Source organism: Paenibacillus cremeus (assembly GCF_007786445.1).
GTDB lineage: Bacteria > Bacillota > Bacilli > Paenibacillales > NBRC-103111 > Paenibacillus_G > Paenibacillus_G cremeus.
Window position 1 is genome coordinate 1 of the sequence record NZ_VNJI01000002.1, and the last position, 19070, is coordinate 19070.

A 19070-nucleotide genomic window follows, 5' to 3' on the forward strand; every position below is an offset into this window, starting at 1 on the left:
GGGCAGTTCGTAATTTCAGGTCGAAAATATATAGTTTTTTCAGGCACAATTCGATCTTTTGGACGCATTAGAAACCCCTGTTATTAAAGTAATGGTTACCTAATTACTTCGATAAACAGGGGGCGAAAACCTTTAGTCGTATAGTTATTCCGCTGTAGTTTTTTTTCGCTTCCAGCAGGCATTACATGAAAGGACTACACCATTGAACGCACAATGCCCCCGTCTGCACGCATCGTTGCGCCGGTAATGGCGGAGGCCTGCTCGGAAGCGAGGAACACGACGAGGCTTGCCACCTCCTCCGGACGAATAAACCGCTGAACCAAGGAAGTGGGGAGAGAACCGGCATACATTTCCTGCTCCAACTGCTCAAAGGTTTTGCCGGCGGTTTGCGCCGCCCCTTCGAAGAATGTTTCCACCCGCTCGGTCCGGGTCGGCCCCGGCAGGAAGCTGTTAACCGTGACGCCGCTTCCGGCGACGCTCTCGGCGATGCCGCGGGAAAGCCCCAGGAGTGCCGCTTTGGCGGTGCCGTAATGCACCATCTCACCGGAGAAGAATCCCCCGGTCACGCTCGCATTAAAGAGCACACGCCCCCAGCCCCGCTCCACCATGCCTTTGGCATAATGGCGCGACAGCCGCATGGCAGCCATCACATGGAGCTGCATGTAATACTCCCATTCCTCATCGGTAATCTCAAAGAACGGCTTCGGCTCGAAGACGCCGACATTGTTGACCAGGATATCCGCTTCTGGCCAATGCTCCAGGAGCCAGCTTACACCTTCCGCACGACTAAGGTCGGCGGCAATTCCATCGACTTCCGCACCAGGAACGTCTCGTTTCAGCTTGTCCACCGATGCCGCCACAGTCTGCTCCGAGCGGCCGTTGATTAGCACCGCCGCCCCAGCCGCGGCAAGCCCTCTAGCAATGGCGTATCCGATCCCTTTGGTAGAGCCGCTTACTACGGCGCGCTTCCCAGTCAGTTGAATATGCATAATAAAATCTCCCGCTTCCCAAATGAAGTGATGAACTAGCTGCTTCCAGCTTATAACAAATCCACCCTATGTACAAAGCGAACGCTGGGTCAGGCTTCGCAAGTACACTGTCCCTCAGTCTAAGGGATTGTCTGCTGCAGCCCCTGCCATGAAACCGGATCTGAGGTCCTTCAGCGGTTTAGCGAGACGCTCGACCTGATTATTCGGAAATTTTTTAACCGGCACTCGAATTCGCAAGCGGCGCTCGTATACCTGGACGGCTTAACGGATAAAAACTCCATTAACAGCCACGTGCTTCAACCGCTGATGTACGAGCAGGAGCTTAACCCCGGCGGGGACCTGGATGTGACCGTAGGGCTCTTGGATTTAACCGACCAGTGGGCCAAGCTGGAGCAAGCCTTATTACGCGGCTGCAGTATTTTATTCACCCAAGGGGTTCCGCAGGCTCAGATATTCAACACGCAGGGCTGGCCGCAGCGGGCGATTGAGGATCCTCAGCTGGGCTGCTCGCAAAGGGGCATCTAAAGTCGATGCTGCCTATACGGCCTGCTCCTTCCGCGCTGTGACTTGCTTGTCCCAAGTGCTGTTTGCACTCAACGGACAGTATTGGATGAACGAAAAAGGAAGCGTCAAGCTCATAGCGTCGTTCCCGCTCGCTCCAGACCGGTTCGAAAGCCGCGTAAACGAAGCGTTCGCTAAGCTGTGTGCAGCTTCGCACACGCTGCTTCAAGCAGTGGAAATCTTGGAGCGTCATCGGAGGAGACATCCGTGTGGATCGATCAGGCCCGCTGAAATTGTATCCTTTTATTAGCCATGGACTCATGTCGGACTATCCATATTATGGTATGATAAAAGGTGACAACTGATCGAAAAAGGGCGGGGATGTAGGCGTGCTCCTGTTCACAACCGGACTGTTATCGGTAAGGCGGCTGACGGAGAAGGATGCCCAGCTGCTGGTGCAATGGCTAAATAACCCGGAGGTACTGCAATATTATGAAGGGCGAGACCGTCCGCATGATGCCGACAAGGTTCGGGAGCATTTTTATGCGGAAGGCGAGCCGGTATCGCGGTGTATTGTGCTGTATGCGGGCAAGGCGATCGGGTACATTCAGTTTTATCCGATCTCGGACATGGAGTATTCGGTCTATGGCTACGATCCGCAGCGCGACGAAGTGTACGGCATGGATCAATTCATCGGGGAGACGAGTTATTGGAACCGGGGGATCGGGACCGCGCTGATCCGCGCCATGGTTCACTATATTACGAACACCATCGGGGCCACCCGGGTGGTGATGGACCCCCAGGCGTGGAACAAGAGAGCGCTTGCATGCTATGAAAAATGCGGCTTCCGCAAGGTGAAGCTGCTGCCCGATCATGAGTGCCATGAGGGTGCGCTGCGGGATTGCTGGCAGGTGGAATACATAGCGGAGGGCGAGGCATGAAGCTCTTGAGGGACATCCAAGCGGTATTTATCGACCGTGACGGTACGATCGGCGGGACCGGGCATTTTGTGCATCCTCGGGAGTTTGCTCCGTATGAAAAATCGATCGAAGCGATCGCGATGTTAAAAGCATCCGGGTTAAAGGTATTTGCCTTCACGAATCAGCACCGAATTGCGCGTGGGGAAGCGACTGTGGAGCAATTCCAAGCCCAGTTCGCTGAGTATGGCTTTGATGGCGCCTATGTTTGCCCGCATGCGCCGTCGGAGGGCTGCGCGTGCCATAAGCCGGCTCCTGGCTTGCTCCATCAAGCCGCGGAGGAGCATGGGCTTGAGCTTGGCAGGTGCGTCGTGATCGGCGATGTCGGCTCGACGGATATGCTGGCCGCCGCAGCGGTCGGCGCCTCGAAGGTGCTGGTGCGCACCGGCTGGGGGCAGGGCTCGCTCGGCGCGTATCGGCACACATGGGCGCAGACGGAGCCGGAGTATGTCGCGGATGATTTGTGGGCGGCGGCGCAGTGGATTACAGCGAGGGTTTGCAACGAATAAAAAAAGTGGCGGTGCAGGAGGATGCTCCTTGCGCCGCCACTTTTGCTTTATTTGCGGATCAGCTTCGTAATCCTGCCGTACTGCGTCCACTCGGCCACGTACACGTTGTGCTGCTTGTCGACGCAAACACCGTGCGGGGAGCTGAACTTGTTCGTGCGGAAAAAGTCCAGCGGCAGGTTCGGCCAGCCTTGCTGCTTATAGGCCTGCTGATCCTCGCCCAGATGCATGATCAGCCGGTCATTCCGGTCGAAGATGGTCACCCGGCTGTGCAGGTCAGGGAACAGCACTTCGTCACCGTCGAAGTAGAAGCTGCAGGGCATATCCATATCATCCAGGATAAATCGCTTGTGCTCGCCATCCATGGTAAACACTTGAATCCGGAAATTCCCGCGGTCCGCCACATACAGCTCCGGCTCTTCTCCGCGCAGATTGACCGAGATGCCGTGTGGACACTTCAGCTGTCCCGGCTCCGAGCCTTTTCCGCCCCAGGAACGGATATATCGGCCCTCGGCATCATATTGGTGAATCCAGCTTTGTCCATAGCCGTCTGCCACGTAAATATCGCCATTGGGCGCCACGCAGACGTCGGTAGGCACAAATTTGCGCTCCTCGTCGTAGACGTTCGGAAGATCCGGCGTGCCGAGTCGCAGCACTTCCTGGCCGTCCAAGGTCAGCTTGGCCATAAAGCCTTGCTTCGTATGCGTTATGTAGAAGAATTGCTCCTTGCCCTCGGTATGTAAATAAAAGCCATGCGCTCCACCCTCGAACTGCTCTCCGTAAGCGGCTAAGAAGTTGCCGTTTGCATCCAGCTTGACAATACTCGGTGTCCCGGTGTGGAACACATACACATTCCCCTCAGCATCCACTTCAATGCCGTGCGTAAAGCCAAGCGTGACCTGCGGCGGAATTTTCGCCCATCCCTCGGCCACTTCATACACATGCGATCCGTTTCCGACGATCAAAGCTGTACCCTCCCCGAATAAATTTTTAGCCAACCCGTTGATGACAGTCGATAATATTCGCGGAGGCGAGAGGGTATTCCTGCCGCCAGCCGAGGTCGTCCAATCTAAAGATATCTTTAGAATGTGCCGGATTTACCAGACGCTGGGGATGACCTTGATGTCCCGGTCCAGCTTGGACAAGAACGTGTAATTTGGATTAAACGTAAAAATCCGTTTCATCTGGTACGACAGCATCACGACCGCCGTGAGCGCCTCCGTCAGCGAGAACTGGTAGCTCGGAAAATCGAGAATGAGCCTCTTGGACTCTTGTTCCAGCTCGGGACGCCCGGAAAGCACGGTCAGCACGCCCTGCTGGACGGCTTTGTCCATCGTATTGAGAAACACCTGCGCATCCGCATAATCGAAGTGATTCCGCAGCCATTGATGCGTATCAAAAAGCACATAGTTGGTCGTCACCAAATGCCGGTCCATATCATCCAGCTCAAAAAACAGCGCCCGCGCTTTTAGATAATACGGATCGTTCGGGTTCATAAACGCCGTCAGTGCCGTCTGCTCCAAAAAGATCGCCTGCGGATAAGTAGCCTCCTCATGCGTGTTCATAGCGCGCCTCCTCTCCCATACGCCGCTCCGAGCGCTTTACCAGCGCATCCAGCTGCAGAAGCGGATTACGCTCCTTCTGCTCCATGGTGGCTTGGACCAGCTTCTCATTGGACCGCCCGGTAAAATACTGCTCCAAAATATAATGGACTACGGCGGACACCGACGTCTGCTCGGCTTTGGCCATTTGCAGGCATTTTTGATAAAACTCCGGCTCCAGATCCAGCTCCATCACTTCGTCGTCATAGCTCTCCTTCGATTCCGTAGAGATCAGCTGCGATGCAGCGGTTTTCCACTTGCTCCATTGGTTTTGAATAAATCTTGGGCTGCTCACTTGTGTCACACCTTCCAAACCCCATTTGGTCGGCATTCATCGTCACGCCAAGGACGCATGAAATGGCCGCCTCTTATACCCTTCGGCAGAAAGCTCGATTTTGAAGGGGCTTTTTGTCGATTCAGTGATCAACCGCTTGGTAAAGCCTTCCTTTTTCCGGTGGCGCCCCCCAAAACCAAGACGAGAAGGAGAACGCTATAAAGTGCTCCATTCGCTGGAACCAACAGAAGAGGAGGTAAGACAAAGATGTTAAAACGATGGGATATGCTATATGGGATTGATTTGGGGACGTCCAACACGGTGATTTACCAACAGGGCAAAGGGATCGTGCTGCGGGAGCCTTCCGTTGTTGCTGTACGTACGGATACGGGAGAAATTCAGGCGGTCGGCGAGGAAGCCCTGGCGATGCTTGGACGGACGCCCGGCAATTTGGATGTTATTTATCCGCTGAAGGACGGTGTCATCGCGAATTTCGATGTCACGACGGCGATGCTGCAATATTTTATTCGCAAAATTCAAGGCCGGACGCCCTGGTTTAGGAGCTCGCAGGTGTATATTTCCGTGCCCTGCGGCATCACGAATGTTCAGAAGCGCGCGGTAGAAGAAACCGTCGTACATAAAGGCGCGAAAAAAGCGCTGGCGGTGGAAGAGCCGCTGGCCGCAGCGTTTGGGGCCGGACTACCGGTCGATCAGCCGATCGGCTCGCTTGTGCTGGACATCGGCGGGGGGACGAGTCAAGTCGCTGTGCTGTCGCTGGGCGGCATCGTGGTCAGCCACACGGTTCGCCGCGCCGGCATGTCCATTGACAAGGACATTATCGATTATGTGAAACGAGCCTACAATCTGGCCATTGGCGAACGCACCGCGGAAGAAATCAAGATGCGGATCGGCTCGGCGATGGAGCTCAAGGAGGAAGCGACCATCACGATCAAAGGCCGCGACCTGCTGGACGGGCTACCGAGGGCCGCGACGATCAGCTCTAGCGAAATTTACAGCTTGCTGGACGATTTCCTTGCTGCGATCGTCGAAGCGATCCGCTATACGCTGGAGCAATGCCCGCCGGAGCTGGCCGGCGATATTGTAGAGCAGGGCATGCTGCTGTGCGGCGGCGGCGCAATGCTTCAAGGGCTGGATGAGCGCATCCGGCTCGAAACCGGCGTGCCGGTGCAAGTGGCGGACCAGCCGCTGGACTGTACCGCGCTTGGAGCGGGGATGATGCTGGACTACCGGAATGAACGCAATCTGCTCCGCAGCCGGCTAGAGTACAGAGGGGCTGCCTCATCAGAGGCCATGGAGGAGAAGATCGCGCAGTAGGCACCTCTCCCACTTTTTTGTGCGAAAATATGGTAAGATGATACACAAATTGCTATCGCTCAGAGGAGTGGGAACTGTGGGGGAACATTCATGTTTAGGCTGCCGGCTCGCAAACGGCACTCAGCCTTCGCACATCGTATTTGAGGATGAGCATGTCACGTGCCTGATGGACATCGCTCCGATCCATGAGGGGCATGTGCTCATTTTGCCTAAGCAGCACGCGGTGGATGTGGACGAGTTGGACGCGGCTACGGCTGCTGCGATCATGGCGGCGGCGTCGAAGCTGTCCCGTGCGCTTAAGACGGCCTTCAAGCCCGACGGCATCAGTGTGATGCAAAATGGCGGCCTGTTCAATGATCTGGGCCATTATCATATGCATGTGTTTCCGCGGTATGAGGGAGATGGCTTTGCATGGATCGAGCCGGAGGAGACTCCGGGCGCAGCCAGCAGACTGGCTGAAGTGCGAGACCTGCTGCGCGAGGCTAATGCAGAGCTTAACCCGAAGGTTGCATCTGCAGGTTCATCCGCTTCCAGTTCGTCGAAGCTGCCCCGAACGATCGCCTGCTTGCATGCGCACCATTCGAACATCCGGTACTTGGACGAAGCATTCGCCGGAACCGGAATGATACTGAAGCATTTTGTCGATCCTGGGATGATCGAGCACTTGAGATCGGGTGGACAGGACGCGTTACGGCGAGCAGGGGAGAAGCTGCTGGATCAGCTGGCTTGGATGGCGGGCTGTGAAGTCGATGCGATTGTCATTACCTGCACCAATTACATCGCGGTTCTGGATACGCTGCCGGAAGACCAAAGGCAGCTGGCCATACCGGTCATCCCTATTGATGAACCGTGGTTTGATGCGCTGCTCGCGCTGGAGCGGAAGCTGGTGCTTGCCTTCACCAACCCGGCTACCGTGGAGGGGACGATGGGCAGGCTGAGGCAGTACGCAGCAGCCAAAGGTGTTACGCTTCATGCGGAAGCGGCTGTTACCGAAGACAGCTTTCAGCTGCTGATGCAGGGTGAGGTCGAGGCGTACCATCAGCGCGTCGAGCAGTTTTTGCGCGAGCTGACAGAGCAAGCCGGCGCAGCGGTAGCGATCAGCCAGCTGTCGATGACCGAAGGGGCCGAACGGATCCGGCGGACAAGCGGCTTGGAGCTGATAGGTCCGCTAGGCGAGCTGTACAAACGGCTGATGAACTAAAGCCGCTTGTGCCCGCTGCATTCCTTTCTCCGATCGGTTGCAATTCGCCGTGACTTTTGGCATCATACATACATAATGTACACATATGAGCTGGGAAGGAAGCTGGGAGTCACATGGTCAAAAAGGTGCTGAAAGGCGGCGTGCTCTTTTACCGCAAGGTCATTTCGCCGCTTAAGCCGCCGACCTGCCGGTTTTATCCGACCTGCTCCGCTTATGCCCTGGAAGCGCTGGAGAAGCACGGTGCCGCACGCGGCTCGTGGCTTGCCGTGAAGCGGATTTGCAAATGTCATCCGTTTCATCCCGGCGGCATTGACCATGTCCCTTGACATGGATAGGGGAGATTCGATATATTTGCCTTAACATCCCATGAACGGATAAGTACTTCGTTAGTCGCAGCAGCTTCAGCTGTCGACAGGAAGCCACACAGAGAGCCGGAGCTGCTGAGAACCGGTTGGTGTACGCGGAGGAAGATGGTCCTGGAGGATATGATTGTGAGCGATGCATTGCCGCCGAATTCGGCTGCGACCGCACGTAAGCTTTCATCGCATTTCCGGCGTTAACGGAAGGTCGAGCTGCGGCTCGGCTGCTGAGCCCTGAACGGTAATGGATTGCCGATTCCGGGGGAAGTTGGGTGGTACCACGTGAGCTACAAGCTCTCGTCCCAAGCGGACGAGGGCTTTTTTGTATTTTCTGAAGGAGGCTGAAATGAAATGAGTGACAAGAAACCAAGCTTTTACATCACAACCCCAATCTACTATCCGAGCGATAAGCTCCACATTGGGCATGCGTATTCTACGGTGGCTGGCGACGTCATGGCACGCTACAAGAGGCTTCGCGGCTACAACGTGAGGTATTTGACCGGTACTGATGAGCACGGCCAGAAGATTGAACGCAAAGCGAAAGAAACGGGCAAGACGCCGCAGCAGTTCGTCGACGATATCGTCGCAGGCATCAAGGAGCTGTGGAAAAAGCTCGACATTTCCTATGATGACTTCATTCGCACGACGGAGCCGAGACACAAGCAAGCAGTGGAGAAAATTTTCGCCCGCCTCATGGAGCAGGACGATATTTATCTGGGCCACTACGAAGGCTTATACTGTACGCCATGCGAGTCGTTTTTCCTCGAAAATAAGCTGGTCGACGGCAAGTGCCCGGATTGCGGGCGGCCGGTGGAGCTGGTCAAGGAAGAGAGCTACTTTTTCCGGCTCAGCAAGTATGCCGATCGTCTGATTCGCTTCTATGAAGAGAATCCGGACTTTATCCAGCCGGAGTCGCGCCGCAACGAGATGATCAACAACTTCATTAAACCGGGTCTGGAGGACCTCGCCGTCTCCCGTACCACCTTTGACTGGGGAATCCGGGTACCGGGCAATCCTAAGCATGTCATTTACGTCTGGATCGACGCCTTGTCCAACTACATTACCGCTCTGGGCTATGGCAGCGAGGACGATTCGAAGTTCGGCGAGTTTTGGCCGGCCGATGTGCATTTGATGAGCAAGGAAATCGTGCGCTTCCATACGATCATTTGGCCGATCATGCTGATGGCGCTGGATCTGCCGCTGCCTAAGAAGGTATTCAGCCACGGCTGGCTGCTCATGAAGGACGGCAAAATGTCCAAATCCAAAGGCAACGTCGTAGATCCGGTTACACTGATCGACCGCTATGGACTCGATGCGCTGCGCTATTACCTAATGCGCGAGGTGCCTTTCGGCTCTGACGGCACGTTTACGCCGGAGAGCTTCGTGGAGCGGGTCAACTTCGACCTCGCCAACGATCTGGGCAACCTGCTCAGCCGTACTGTGGTGATGATCGACAAATATTTCGGCGGCGAAGTACAGCCGTATATCGAAGGCGCGACCGAATTCGACGCGACGCTGCTCGAAACGGTGCGCAGCTCGGTGGCCAAAGTCGAGGAAGCGATGGAGAAGCTGGAATTCTCCGTAGCGCTAACGGCGATTTGGCAAATGATCAGCCGCACGAACAAGTACATTGACGAGACGCAGCCTTGGGCTCTGGTCAAGGATGAGACGAAACGCCCGGCGCTGGGTTCGGTGCTGTATTGCCTGGCGGAAAGTCTCCGTATCGCTTCTGTGCTGCTGCAGCCGTTCATGACCGAGACGCCGCGCAAAATTTGGCAGCAGCTCGGCATCAAGGACGCATCGCTGACCGCTTGGGATACGATTCACGCCTTCGGTACGCTGCCGGCGGGCACGCGGGTAGAGAAGGGCGAGGTGATGTTCCCGCGTCTGGAGGTTGACAAGGAAGTAGCCTACATCGCCGAGTCGATGGGTGGAGGCCAGGCTGCGCAAGCTGCTGAGGAACCGGCGGCTGCAAAAGCAGATGCAAAAGCAGATGCAAAAGCTCCAGCCGCTGCGGCCCAGCCGAAGGTTGCCGATCCCGAAGGCGCGCCGGAAATTTCCATCGACGACTTCTTCAAAGTCGAGCTACGGGTAGCGCAGGTCATCGCCGCCGAGCCGGTGAAGAAGGCCGACAAGCTGCTGAAGCTGCAGCTGGATCTTGGCTTCGAGCAGCGTCAAGTGGTGTCGGGCATCGCGAAATTTTACACGCCGGAGCAAATGATCGGGCGCAAGGTCATCTGCGTAACGAACCTAAAGCCTGTCACATTGCGGGGTGAGCTGTCGCAAGGAATGATTTTGGCCGCTTCGCAGGGAGAACAATTAACTTTAGCTACAGTTTCTGATGAAATTCCTAACGGATCTGTGGTAAAATAGAAATTGTTCACGTTAACAATGCTGCAACCGGCAACGAAGAATGCCGTTGTCGGTTGTCAGCGATGCTGCAACAGGATATCGAAGGACTGCGATTCCGGTTGTCAGCGATGTTGCATCCGCTAATCGAAGCATTTCAATTCCGGTTGTCAACAGACGCTCTGATACCATTTTGGGAGGCCACTGAACTATGCAAACAAACGACGGAATGAACTATGCTCCACAAGGAAAGCCGAATCCTGTTGTGAAACCGGGCGAATTCGCATTTGCCGCTGTCGCGCTTGATCACGGTCATATTTACGGGATGTGCAACGGCTTGATCGAAGCAGGCGCCGACTTGGTCGCCGTTTACGATCCGGATCCTAAGAAAGTGGAAGCCTTCGTACAAAAGTTTCCGCAAGCAAGAGCAGCAGCCTCCGAAGAAGAAATTCTTCAAGATCCTAACATCAAGCTTGTAGCCGCAGCAGCCGTACCATCGGAGCGCGGTCCACTCGGAGTTCGCGTTATGGATGCGGGCAAAGATTATTTCACAGACAAAACGCCGTTCACGAAGCTCGAGCACCTGGAAGCAGCCCGTGCGAAGGTGAAGGAAACCGGCCGCAAATATATGGTTTATTACAGCGAGCGTCTGCATGTGGAGAGCGCGATGTTTGCCGGTGAGCTGATTGAGCAAGGCGCCATCGGCCGCGTAGTGCAAGTGATGGGCTGGGGCCCGCACCGCTTGAACGCGCCGTCCCGTCCGCAATGGTTTTTCGAGAAGGAAAAATACGGCGGCATCCTGTGCGACATCGGAAGCCACCAAATCGAGCAATTCCTGCACTACACCGGCGCCAAGGATGCAACAATCACTAGCGCACGGGTAGCGAACTATAATAACAAGGATTATCCGGAGCTGGAGGATTTCGGCGACGCTACGCTGACTGGCGATAACGGTGCTACGTTCTACTTCCGCGTAGACTGGCTGACACCGGATGGTCTGGGCACATGGGGTGACGGACGGACGATCATCCTCGGTACCGAAGGCTATATCGAGCTTCGCAAATACATCGATATCGCTCGTGAGAAGACAGGAGATCACGTTTATCTGGTCAACCAAGAAGGCGAAAAGCACTTCACGGTCAAAGGCCAAGTAGGCTACCGCTTCTTCGGCCAGCTGATCCTCGACTGCATTAACCGCACGGAGAACGCGATGACGCAAGAGCACGCGTTCAAAGCGGCTGAGCTTTGCCTCAAGGTACAAGAGCAAGCGGTTCGCGTAGAATAGTTTTGGATAAGATAGCACCTGTAAGGGCATGCACAATGCACCTTGCAGGTGTTTTTCTTTTTCATGTAAACATGGTTGACAAATCGGAGAACAGCGACGTATAATCAGAAACGTTCTTGTTAATAAAAATTACGATTAACGACTTAAAGGAGTTATCATCCATGTCATCTTCCGTAACTCGAAAGCTGATCCTTCCTCTTTTGCTCATACTGGTGCTGTCCATGGCTTTATCCGCCTGCGGCAGCCGTTCGCAAGCCTCGCTTGTGCAGGGTAAGATCAACATCGTAGCGAGCTTTTACCCGATGTATGATTTCGCTTCGAAAATCGGCGGCAGCCACGTGAATGTCATCAACATGGTGCCGGCCGGGGTAGAGCCCCATGACTGGTCGCCGAAAAGCCGCGATATTTATAACTTAACCCATGCCGAGCTGTTCGTTTATTTGGGCGCCGGATTCGAAGGCTGGGTGAAAGATACGCTTGACAGCATGCCCAAGGATTCGAAAACGACGGTGGTCGAAACGAGCAAGGGTATCGATTTAATGCTCTCTGGAGATGTGCATGAGGACGAGGCAAAAAGCAAGAAGCACGAATCCGAGTATGATCCGCATATATGGCTTAGCCCGGTGAATGCGAAGAAAATTGCGCAAAACATCAAGGACGCGCTTGTCAAAGCGGATGCCGCCAATCAAGCGGACTACGAGGCTAACTTCAAGCGCTTCGCCGATCAGCTCGATCAGCTGGATGCCAAGTATAAGTCGCAGCTTGCTCAGACATCAAAGAAACAAATCGTCGTTACGCACCAATCGTTCGGTTACTTGGCTAAGCAATATGGGCTGACGCAGATGCCGATTATGGGGCTGTCGCCGGACGCGGAGCCGACCTCCAAGGATATGAAGGACATCATGCAGTTTATTAAAACGAATAACGTCAAGTACATCTTCTTCGAAGAGCTGGTTTCCGACAAGCTGGCCAAAACGCTCGCGAAGGATGCAGGCGTCGAGACGCTGGTGCTGAATCCGCTGGAGGGCTTGACCGAAGAGCAGGTGAGTAAGGGCGCAGATTATTTGTCCGTCATGGACAACAATTTGAATAATTTATTAAAAGCATTAAAATAGAAGGAAGACCTTCGAAATAAGGAGCTAATCGCATGAACAAACCAGCTCACTCCGGATGTCATCAGCAGATCGTCTCGATCGATGACATCTTTTTTTCTTATGAGAACAAAACCGTCATCGACGGTCTCCGGTTCCAAGTACTGGAACGAGACTTTGTCGGTCTGATCGGCTCCAACGGCGCAGGGAAGACGACGCTGCTGAAAATGATCGTAGGCCTGCTTCGGCCCACGCGTGGGGAGATCCGCTTGTTCGGTCAGCCAATCGGGCAATTTCGGGATTGGGAGCGCATCGGCTATGTCCCGCAGAAAAATGCGCTGAATCCGCTGTTCCCAGCCACGGTAAGAGAGGTTGTCACGTCCGGACTGTACGGCAAAAAGAACATGTTCCGCCGGCTCACCAAAGCGCAGCTGCAAAAGGCGGATGACGCCTTGTACGCCATGCGGATTGAGGACTTGGCCGACCGGAAGATCGGGCAGCTGTCCGGCGGGCAGCAGCAGCGCGTGTTTCTCGCGAGAGCGCTGATCAACAACCCGGAGCTGCTTATTCTGGATGAGCCGACGGTGGGGATCGACGCGGAGACGCAGGCGGGCTTTTTCCGCATGATCCGGCATATGCACCAGCATCATCATATTACGTTCATCATGGTGTCTCATGATATGGATGCGATGGAGGCGTACCTTGGGGAGCAGCCGGTGCAGCGGAGCGGGGGCCTGTCCTTTTATGTGAAGCATACGCACGATCCGCAAGATTGCGTCGAAACGGATTTAACCCATTCGATGCAGCAATTGAGGGAATCGATGGAGGTTTTGAGCTAGTGGACATTTTTTCGGAGTATTTCTTTCAGCGTGCTCTGCTTGGAGGACTGCTGATCGGCTTGACCGCGCCACTCATGGGCGTGTTTTTGGTGCTCAGGCGCTTATCCATGATCGGCGATACGCTTGCGCACGTCTCCATTGCCGGTGTCGCGCTCGGCTTTCTTATTAATGTGTACCCGGTAGGCATGGGGCTCGTATTCGCCCTGCTGGCATCGTTTGCCATCGAGAAGCTGCGCAAGGCGTATAAGACCTATGCGGAGTTATCCATCGCTATCATCATGTCCGGCGGTGTGGCGCTTGCCACCTTTTTGTTTACGATCGGCAAAGGCTTCAATATCAACGTCATGAGCTACTTTTTCGGGAGCATCTATACGCTGGACAATTCCGACCTGTGGGTCGTAGCCGGGGTTGCTGTGATCGTGATCGCGGTTGTTTGGTTCAATTTCAAAGAAATGTTCCTGCTGTTCTTCGACGAGGATGCAGCGGGTGTCAGTGGATTGCCGCTTCGCTTCTATAATATTTTGATCACGATGCTGACGGCGCTCGTCATTAGTGTTTCGATCAAAATCGTTGGTGCGCTGCTCGTTTCTTCGCTGCTGACCATTCCGGTCGCTTGCAGTCTGCTTGTGGCCCGAAGCTTTAAGCATTCGATTTTCTGGGCGATCTTGTTCTCGGAGATTGCGGTGGCGTTAGGCCTCATCTCGGCCGGGGTCTGGGATTTGGCGCCGGGAGCAACGGTCGTGCTCGCGCTGATTGCAATGCTCGTGGGGATCTTGTTTGTCAAGAGGGGCCTAAGGCTCTAGCATCTGAAATGGGTGCAGTTGTTGGATTTACATAGAGGAGTGTGAACGAACATCATGGAATTAAACGTGTGGATCGCCCTGTGGGCCGGGTTTGCATCCTTCATCTCGCCTTGCTGTCTGCCGCTTTACCCGTCCTTTTTATCCTACATAACGGGAATTTCCGTCAATCAGCTGAAAAGCGAGCAATCGAGCAAAGAGGTGCGCTTTAAACTCGTTACGCATACACTGGCCTTCATCTTCGGTTTTTCGATTATTTTTTACAGCTTGGGATTAGGTGCAAGTGTCATTGCCAATGCCTTTATGGATTATCGCGATTTGTTACGGCAAATTTCCGCGATTCTCATTTTTGCGATGGGCTTGTTTTTGCTCGGTGTCTTTCAACCGCAGTGGCTGCTCCGAGAGCGCAAGCTGCAGTTCAAGTACAAGCCGGTAGGCTATCTCGGCTCCGTCTTAATCGGGATCGGCTTCGCGGCAGGCTGGTCGCCCTGTATCGGGCCGATTTTGTCGGCTATGCTCATGCTAGCGGCTACGGATCCGGGCTCTTGGCTGCCGCTCATTTCGGCGTATTCGCTTGGCTTTGCCGTACCGTTCTTTGTGCTCGCCTTTTTTATCGGGTCGACCAAATGGATATTGCGCTATTCGTCCCTGATGATGAAGGTAGGCGGGGGCTTGATGGTGATTATCGCCATTTTGCTGTACACGGATCAGATGACGCGCATTACGATCTGGCTTCAGAACATTACCCCCGCCTGGATGCTCGTATAACCAGAGCTTAAGTGAAGTAATCGATATTCGCTTGCGGAAAATGGGTGAAGATGTGCTCGGTGATAAACTCCCGGAGCGTGTTCGCCTGTTCGTCCGGGTACACGTATTTGCCTTGACCCCAGCGGCCCCATTTGTACTTCCGCTTCGCTTCGTCCATCTCCAGCTTGGTTTTCGGATACCGCTGCTGAATGATCGTTTTCGCCGTTTTGGTGAAGCGATGCTGGATCAGCTCGAACGTCAAATCAGAGGTCGCTTCCTGCGGAAGGGCCTCTTTTAATTGGGCCAGCAGCTCCGCGTAGCCGTTCTCCCAGCCCTCGTGCCAAATGATTGGCGCAATGATAAAGCCCAGCGGATAGCCGGCTCTGGCCACTTTGCCTGCTGCAGTAATCCGTTCGGAAAAGCTGGAGGTGGCGGGTTCAAAGTTTTTGATTACATAATCGGCGTTAATGCTAAACCGAAACCGCGTATGCTTGTTATGCTTGGCGTCGAGCAGCGGCTCCACATGATGAAACTTGGTTACAAACCGCAGTCGTCCGAGCGGCTCTCTGCCCATAAATTCGATGTATTCCTTGAGCGAACCGCTGATATGCTCGAGTCCAACGGGATCGGAGGTGCACGCTGCTTCGAACCGGGTAATTTCAGGCGCTCGTTCGTCGATATACTGCTTCGCCTGCTGCAAAATATCATCGGTGTTCACATATACTCGAATATACGGCTTTGCTCCCAACGTGGTCTGGAGGTAGCAGTAATGGCAGTGTGCCATGCATCCGGTCGCGACTGGGATGGCATACTCCGCAGAGGGCTTGGACTGGTCGAACTTCAGCGTCTTCCGAATCCCCACTACAAGGGTGCGCTTGGCGATCCGGTATTTCTCCAGGTCGCTGTCACCAGGCAAGTTTGTGATCCGGTTATGCGAGGTGGTCATCCGTATCGGGAGACCTTGCTGCGTTGCCCAGGCATGGATTTTTTGCCCCTTGGGGTAGTTCAAAGCATCCGGTTCAAAATAGACGAGCTCCGGCACGAATACCTGCGTATCACGGACCGGAGGCGATAAAATTCCCGCTGTAGACAATGGTGTACCTCCCGTTACATGCGGATTTGCTTGCAAGTTGCTGGACTTGCTTCGAAGGTTCTGGCTGTGATATAGTAAATAGCGCTTATCGTGACTTAGTTTGCATCTCTATAGAGGCGGTCAGTCATGGAAATCCAAGTGAAGCACAGGAGGAACGCCAATGGCAACGCCTAGCATGGAAGATTATCTGGAGAAAATTTATAAGCTGATCGATGAAAAGGGCTATGCGCGCGTTTCCGATATTGCTGAAGGGCTGGAGGTTCATCCTTCATCCGTAACGAAGATGATACAGAAGCTGGATAAAGACAACTACCTCATTTATGAAAAATACCGCGGCTTGATGCTAACGACCAAAGGGCAGCGGGTAGGCAAGCGACTGGTAGTAAGGCACCAGCTGCTGGAGGACTTTTTGACGATTATCGGCGTGTCCGAGGAAAACATATATAAGGATGTAGAAGGCATCGAGCACCATCTGAGTTCAGACTCCATCACCTGCATCGAGTCGCTGGTGGAGTTTTTCAAGCGTGATCCGAAACGAATGGAAGAGCTGCAGCAGCTGAAGAAAGAGCTGGAAGAGTCCTAATATTATACATGTTCATTACACACATCGGCGAGCCAGCTTGCCGGTGTTTTTGTTTTTTAGGTCGACTGTGACATAGGTACAATCCGTCTTCACATATACCTGAGCAAGGAGATCATGGGGGAGAGCGGGGAAAATGATGTGAAAATCAATGCGGTTTTCGAGGGCGGCGGGGTGAAAGGCATTGCGCTCGCTGGCGCCGTTTCGGCGGTGGAGCAGCTGGGGATCGGGTTTCATCAAGTGGCGGGTACGTCATCGGGAGCCATCATTGCAAGTCTGGTCGCGGCGGGCTATAAGTCGGAGGAGCTCAAGCAAATCATTGAGGCGACGCCCTTCAGCACCTTTTTGCAGCGCTCACGGATCTTTGATACGAAGCTGATCGGTCCACTAGCTCGGCTCTTTATTAAGAAAGGATTATATTCCGGTGAAGCCTTGGAGCATTGGATCTATAATCTGCTGCTGGCCAAAGGCATCCGGACGTTCGGGGATCTGAAGCATAACCAGCTTCGTATCATCGCCTCGGACATTTCAGGCCGAAAGCTGCTTGTGCTCCCGGACGATATTGCGCAATACGGCGTCGATCCGCATCGCTTTTTAATCGCCAAGGCGGTTCGCATGAGCACATCCATCCCGTATTTCTTTGACCCGGTAGTGATTCGGAAAGCGCCGGATAAGCGTCTGCCGGGCGAGTCGTTCCCTCAACAGTTCGTCTACATCGTGGACGGCGCACTGCTCAGCAATTTTCCTCTGTGGCTGTTCGACACTCCCGAGACACCGGCGCTCGATAAAATGATCCCTACAATCGGCTTCCAGCTCGTTGGCCGCGGAGAAGGGAAGCCGAACGTCATTTACGGACCGCTTACCATGATGAAGGCGTTGTTCTCTACGATGCTCGATGCGCATGACGAGCGGTATATTCAAGAGGTGAACCGATTCCGTACGATCAAAATCCCGACAATGGGCATCAGCGTGACCGAGTTTAACATTACAGAGGAGCACAGTCTGCAGCTCTTCGAGTCGGGGCAGAAGGCGACGCAGGCCTTTTTCGCGAAATGGAAGCTGACCGATTACAAGCAGAAATACATGACACACGTGAACCGCAAAACCCGAACATCGCAAGAGCTGCATCAGTAAAAATAAAAAAGCAACAGGGAGCGCACCCTGCTGCTTCAGCCTTAATGATATTTAGGCGGCTCATCGGAGCCGTCTTTATTGCCATTGATCACACGAAAGGTGGCATTTCTTCGTTTGCCCTTGGAATAACGGGCCTGAGTCCGCCCGCTTCCATTCCGCCAGCGATTTGGCGGGAATTTGTAGAGCCAGAAGATGACTCCGAATACCAGCACTGGGATGATGAAGGCGCCGGGGTTGGCGAAGATGTTCGCTAAAATCCCAATCGCGATCAGCCCGAAAATAATGTAAGCGAGTGTGCTCTGACGATTTCTCATCTCATCGACTCCCCTTAAGAAACGTTCAAGTTCTATAAGTGCTGGCGATCCAGCTCACGCATCCGGTTGAATGAAGCAATCGACACTTCCACTTGATCATCCGTCGGTTCCTTCGTCGTCAGCAGCTGAAGCCACAGCCCCGGGTAACCGAGAAAACGCAGCACCGGTACTTCACGCAGGCTGTTGGTAAACCGCAGCACTTCATACGACACGCCAATGACTAGCGGCAGCAAAATAATGCGCTGAACAATACGCTCCACAAACGAATCGTATTGAAAGAAAGAATAGATCACGACGCCTACCAGCACGGTAAACACGATAAAGCTGCTGCCGCAGCGGTAATGCAGGGTATTGAACTTTTGCACATTCTGTACGGTGAGCTCCAGGCCCGCCTCGTAGGCACTGATGACCTTGTGTTCAGCGCCGTGGTATTGAAACAGCCGCTTGATCATTGGCGTGAGCGAAATCCCATAAATATAAGCTACGAGCAAAATAATTTTGATCAAGCCCTCCAGCAGGTTATGGCCGATCTGGTTCTTGAACAAGCCGCCGAACAACAACTGCTCGATTGTTGGCGGGACCAGCGTGAAAATAAACTTACCAAAGATAAAGGACAAGATTCCGACAAACGCTACGCCCAGAATCATGGTCAGCCGGCCGGTGAGTGTCTGCTTCTCCTCTTCCTTGGTCACGACGCCTTCCTCTTCTGCGAACACTTCAGCCGAGAAATTCAAGTGCTGTGCGCCCTTCGCGCTCGCTTCGACAATGCCGACGATGCCTCGAATGAGAGGAATGCGCTTGAGGGTCTGCACCCAGCCGATTTCTTTCTTCGGAACCTCTAGATAATGGATGGAATTATCTTTTCGGCGAACCGCCGTTACGTGAACCTTCTGACCGGCAAACATCACGCCTTCGATGACGGCCTGACCGCCGTAAATTGCATTCGGTTGATTATCGGACAATTTGATAGCACCTTCTTCTGATTATAAATAGGAGTGGATGGAATGGGGCGTGCTCTTATTGTAACGAATCCGAATGCATATTGCTACCGTTTATAGAACAAAGTTTTGCGTATACTACATGTGTATTAGTCTA

21 protein-coding genes are annotated in these 19070 nt (G+C 53.9%); 14 read left to right on the top strand and 7 right to left on the bottom strand.

From position 1 onward, the window contains the following. Positions 1-194: 194 nt before the first annotated feature. Positions 195-989, bottom strand: a complete 795-nt coding sequence (locus FPZ49_RS01780) for an SDR family NAD(P)-dependent oxidoreductase (RefSeq protein WP_144842646.1) — start codon at positions 987-989, stop codon at positions 195-197. Positions 990-1115: 126 nt separating this feature from the next. Between FPZ49_RS01780 and FPZ49_RS37870 the strand changes: the two genes are divergently transcribed. The 3 genes from FPZ49_RS37870 to FPZ49_RS01795 all read left to right on the top strand — a co-directional run bounded on the left by FPZ49_RS37870 (position 1116) and on the right by FPZ49_RS01795 (position 2976). Next, positions 1116-1514, top strand: a complete 399-nt coding sequence (locus tag FPZ49_RS37870) for a spore germination protein (RefSeq protein ID WP_144842647.1) — start codon at positions 1116-1118, stop codon at positions 1512-1514. Positions 1515-1879: 365 nt separating this feature from the next. After that, positions 1880-2431, top strand: coding sequence for a GNAT family N-acetyltransferase (locus tag FPZ49_RS01790; protein WP_144842648.1), 552 nt, complete (start codon positions 1880-1882; stop codon positions 2429-2431). Continuing rightward, positions 2428-2976, top strand: a complete 549-nt coding sequence (locus tag FPZ49_RS01795) for an HAD-IIIA family hydrolase (protein WP_144842649.1) — start codon at positions 2428-2430, stop codon at positions 2974-2976. Before FPZ49_RS01790 ends, FPZ49_RS01795 begins: the two co-directional genes overlap by 4 nt. Before the next feature lie 47 nt (positions 2977-3023). Here the strand turns inward: FPZ49_RS01795 and FPZ49_RS01800 are convergent, their stop codons facing one another. The 3 genes from FPZ49_RS01800 to FPZ49_RS01810 all read right to left on the bottom strand — a co-directional run bounded on the left by FPZ49_RS01800 (position 3024) and on the right by FPZ49_RS01810 (position 4905). Further along, a complete protein-coding gene (locus FPZ49_RS01800) occupies positions 3024-3938 on the bottom strand; it encodes a hypothetical protein (RefSeq protein WP_144842650.1) in 915 nt (304 codons plus the stop codon). Positions 3939-4070: 132 nt separating this feature from the next. Next, complete coding sequence (locus FPZ49_RS01805; protein ID WP_144842651.1) at positions 4071-4538, bottom strand: type II toxin-antitoxin system VapC family toxin; 468 nt, start codon at positions 4536-4538, stop codon at positions 4071-4073. Continuing rightward, positions 4525-4905, bottom strand: coding sequence for a hypothetical protein (locus FPZ49_RS01810; protein ID WP_144842652.1), 381 nt, complete (start codon positions 4903-4905; stop codon positions 4525-4527). Before FPZ49_RS01810 ends, FPZ49_RS01805 begins: the two co-directional genes overlap by 14 nt. 210 nt (positions 4906-5115) lie before the next feature. On the opposite strand from FPZ49_RS01810, the gene mreB reads away from it, so the two are divergent. The 9 genes from mreB (at position 5116) to FPZ49_RS01855 (ending at position 14875) form a co-directional block, all read left to right on the top strand. Then, positions 5116-6183: a rod shape-determining protein gene (gene mreB / locus FPZ49_RS01815; RefSeq protein ID WP_144842653.1), complete on the top strand. Its 1068-nt coding sequence runs from the start codon at positions 5116-5118 to the stop codon at positions 6181-6183. 76 nt (positions 6184-6259) lie between these two features. Further along, positions 6260-7384: an HIT domain-containing protein gene (locus FPZ49_RS37240; protein WP_315899154.1), complete on the top strand. Its 1125-nt coding sequence runs from the start codon at positions 6260-6262 to the stop codon at positions 7382-7384. Positions 7385-7497: 113 nt separating this feature from the next. After that, positions 7498-7710 carry a membrane protein insertion efficiency factor YidD gene (gene yidD, locus FPZ49_RS01825; protein WP_144842655.1) on the top strand — a complete coding sequence of 71 codons (213 nt, stop codon included), beginning with the start codon at positions 7498-7500 and terminating at the stop codon, positions 7708-7710. Between the two features lie 384 nt (positions 7711-8094). Next, positions 8095-10116 (top strand): methionine--tRNA ligase, encoded by a 2022-nt coding sequence (gene metG / locus FPZ49_RS01830; protein WP_144842656.1) that lies wholly within the window; start codon positions 8095-8097, stop codon positions 10114-10116. Positions 10117-10303: 187 nt separating this feature from the next. Continuing rightward, a complete protein-coding gene (locus tag FPZ49_RS01835; protein WP_144842657.1) occupies positions 10304-11377 on the top strand; it encodes a Gfo/Idh/MocA family protein in 1074 nt (357 codons plus the stop codon). Between the two features lie 161 nt (positions 11378-11538). Then, entirely contained in the window at positions 11539-12492 is a 954-nt protein-coding gene (locus FPZ49_RS01840) for a metal ABC transporter substrate-binding protein (protein ID WP_144842658.1), read from the top strand. 32 nt (positions 12493-12524) lie between these two features. Beyond that, a complete protein-coding gene (locus FPZ49_RS01845) occupies positions 12525-13307 on the top strand; it encodes a metal ABC transporter ATP-binding protein (RefSeq protein WP_144842659.1) in 783 nt (260 codons plus the stop codon). Further along, positions 13307-14110: a metal ABC transporter permease gene (locus FPZ49_RS01850; protein ID WP_144842660.1), complete on the top strand. Its 804-nt coding sequence runs from the start codon at positions 13307-13309 to the stop codon at positions 14108-14110. Before FPZ49_RS01845 ends, FPZ49_RS01850 begins: the two co-directional genes overlap by 1 nt. Positions 14111-14164: 54 nt before the next feature. Then, positions 14165-14875: a cytochrome c biogenesis CcdA family protein gene (locus tag FPZ49_RS01855; RefSeq protein ID WP_144842661.1), complete on the top strand. Its 711-nt coding sequence runs from the start codon at positions 14165-14167 to the stop codon at positions 14873-14875. 7 nt (positions 14876-14882) lie between these two features. Here the strand turns inward: FPZ49_RS01855 and splB are convergent, their stop codons facing one another. Further along, positions 14883-15947 carry a spore photoproduct lyase gene (splB, locus tag FPZ49_RS01860; RefSeq protein WP_186445554.1) on the bottom strand — a complete coding sequence of 355 codons (1065 nt, stop codon included), beginning with the start codon at positions 15945-15947 and terminating at the stop codon, positions 14883-14885. Between the two features lie 160 nt (positions 15948-16107). Between splB and mntR the strand changes: the two genes are divergently transcribed. Both mntR and FPZ49_RS01870 read left to right on the top strand, forming a co-directional pair. Further along, complete coding sequence (gene mntR, locus FPZ49_RS01865; RefSeq protein ID WP_144842662.1) at positions 16108-16530, top strand: transcriptional regulator MntR; 423 nt, start codon at positions 16108-16110, stop codon at positions 16528-16530. A gap of 138 nt (positions 16531-16668) precedes the next feature. Next, positions 16669-17661: a patatin-like phospholipase family protein gene (locus FPZ49_RS01870; protein WP_144842663.1), complete on the top strand. Its 993-nt coding sequence runs from the start codon at positions 16669-16671 to the stop codon at positions 17659-17661. Positions 17662-17702: 41 nt separating this feature from the next. Here the strand turns inward: FPZ49_RS01870 and FPZ49_RS01875 are convergent, their stop codons facing one another. Both FPZ49_RS01875 and FPZ49_RS01880 read right to left on the bottom strand, forming a co-directional pair. Beyond that, positions 17703-17975, bottom strand: a complete 273-nt coding sequence (locus tag FPZ49_RS01875) for a hypothetical protein (RefSeq protein ID WP_144842664.1) — start codon at positions 17973-17975, stop codon at positions 17703-17705. 32 nt (positions 17976-18007) lie between these two features. Next, complete coding sequence (locus tag FPZ49_RS01880; RefSeq protein WP_144842665.1) at positions 18008-18937, bottom strand: DUF1385 domain-containing protein; 930 nt, start codon at positions 18935-18937, stop codon at positions 18008-18010. Between the last annotated feature and the right edge of the window lie 133 nt (positions 18938-19070).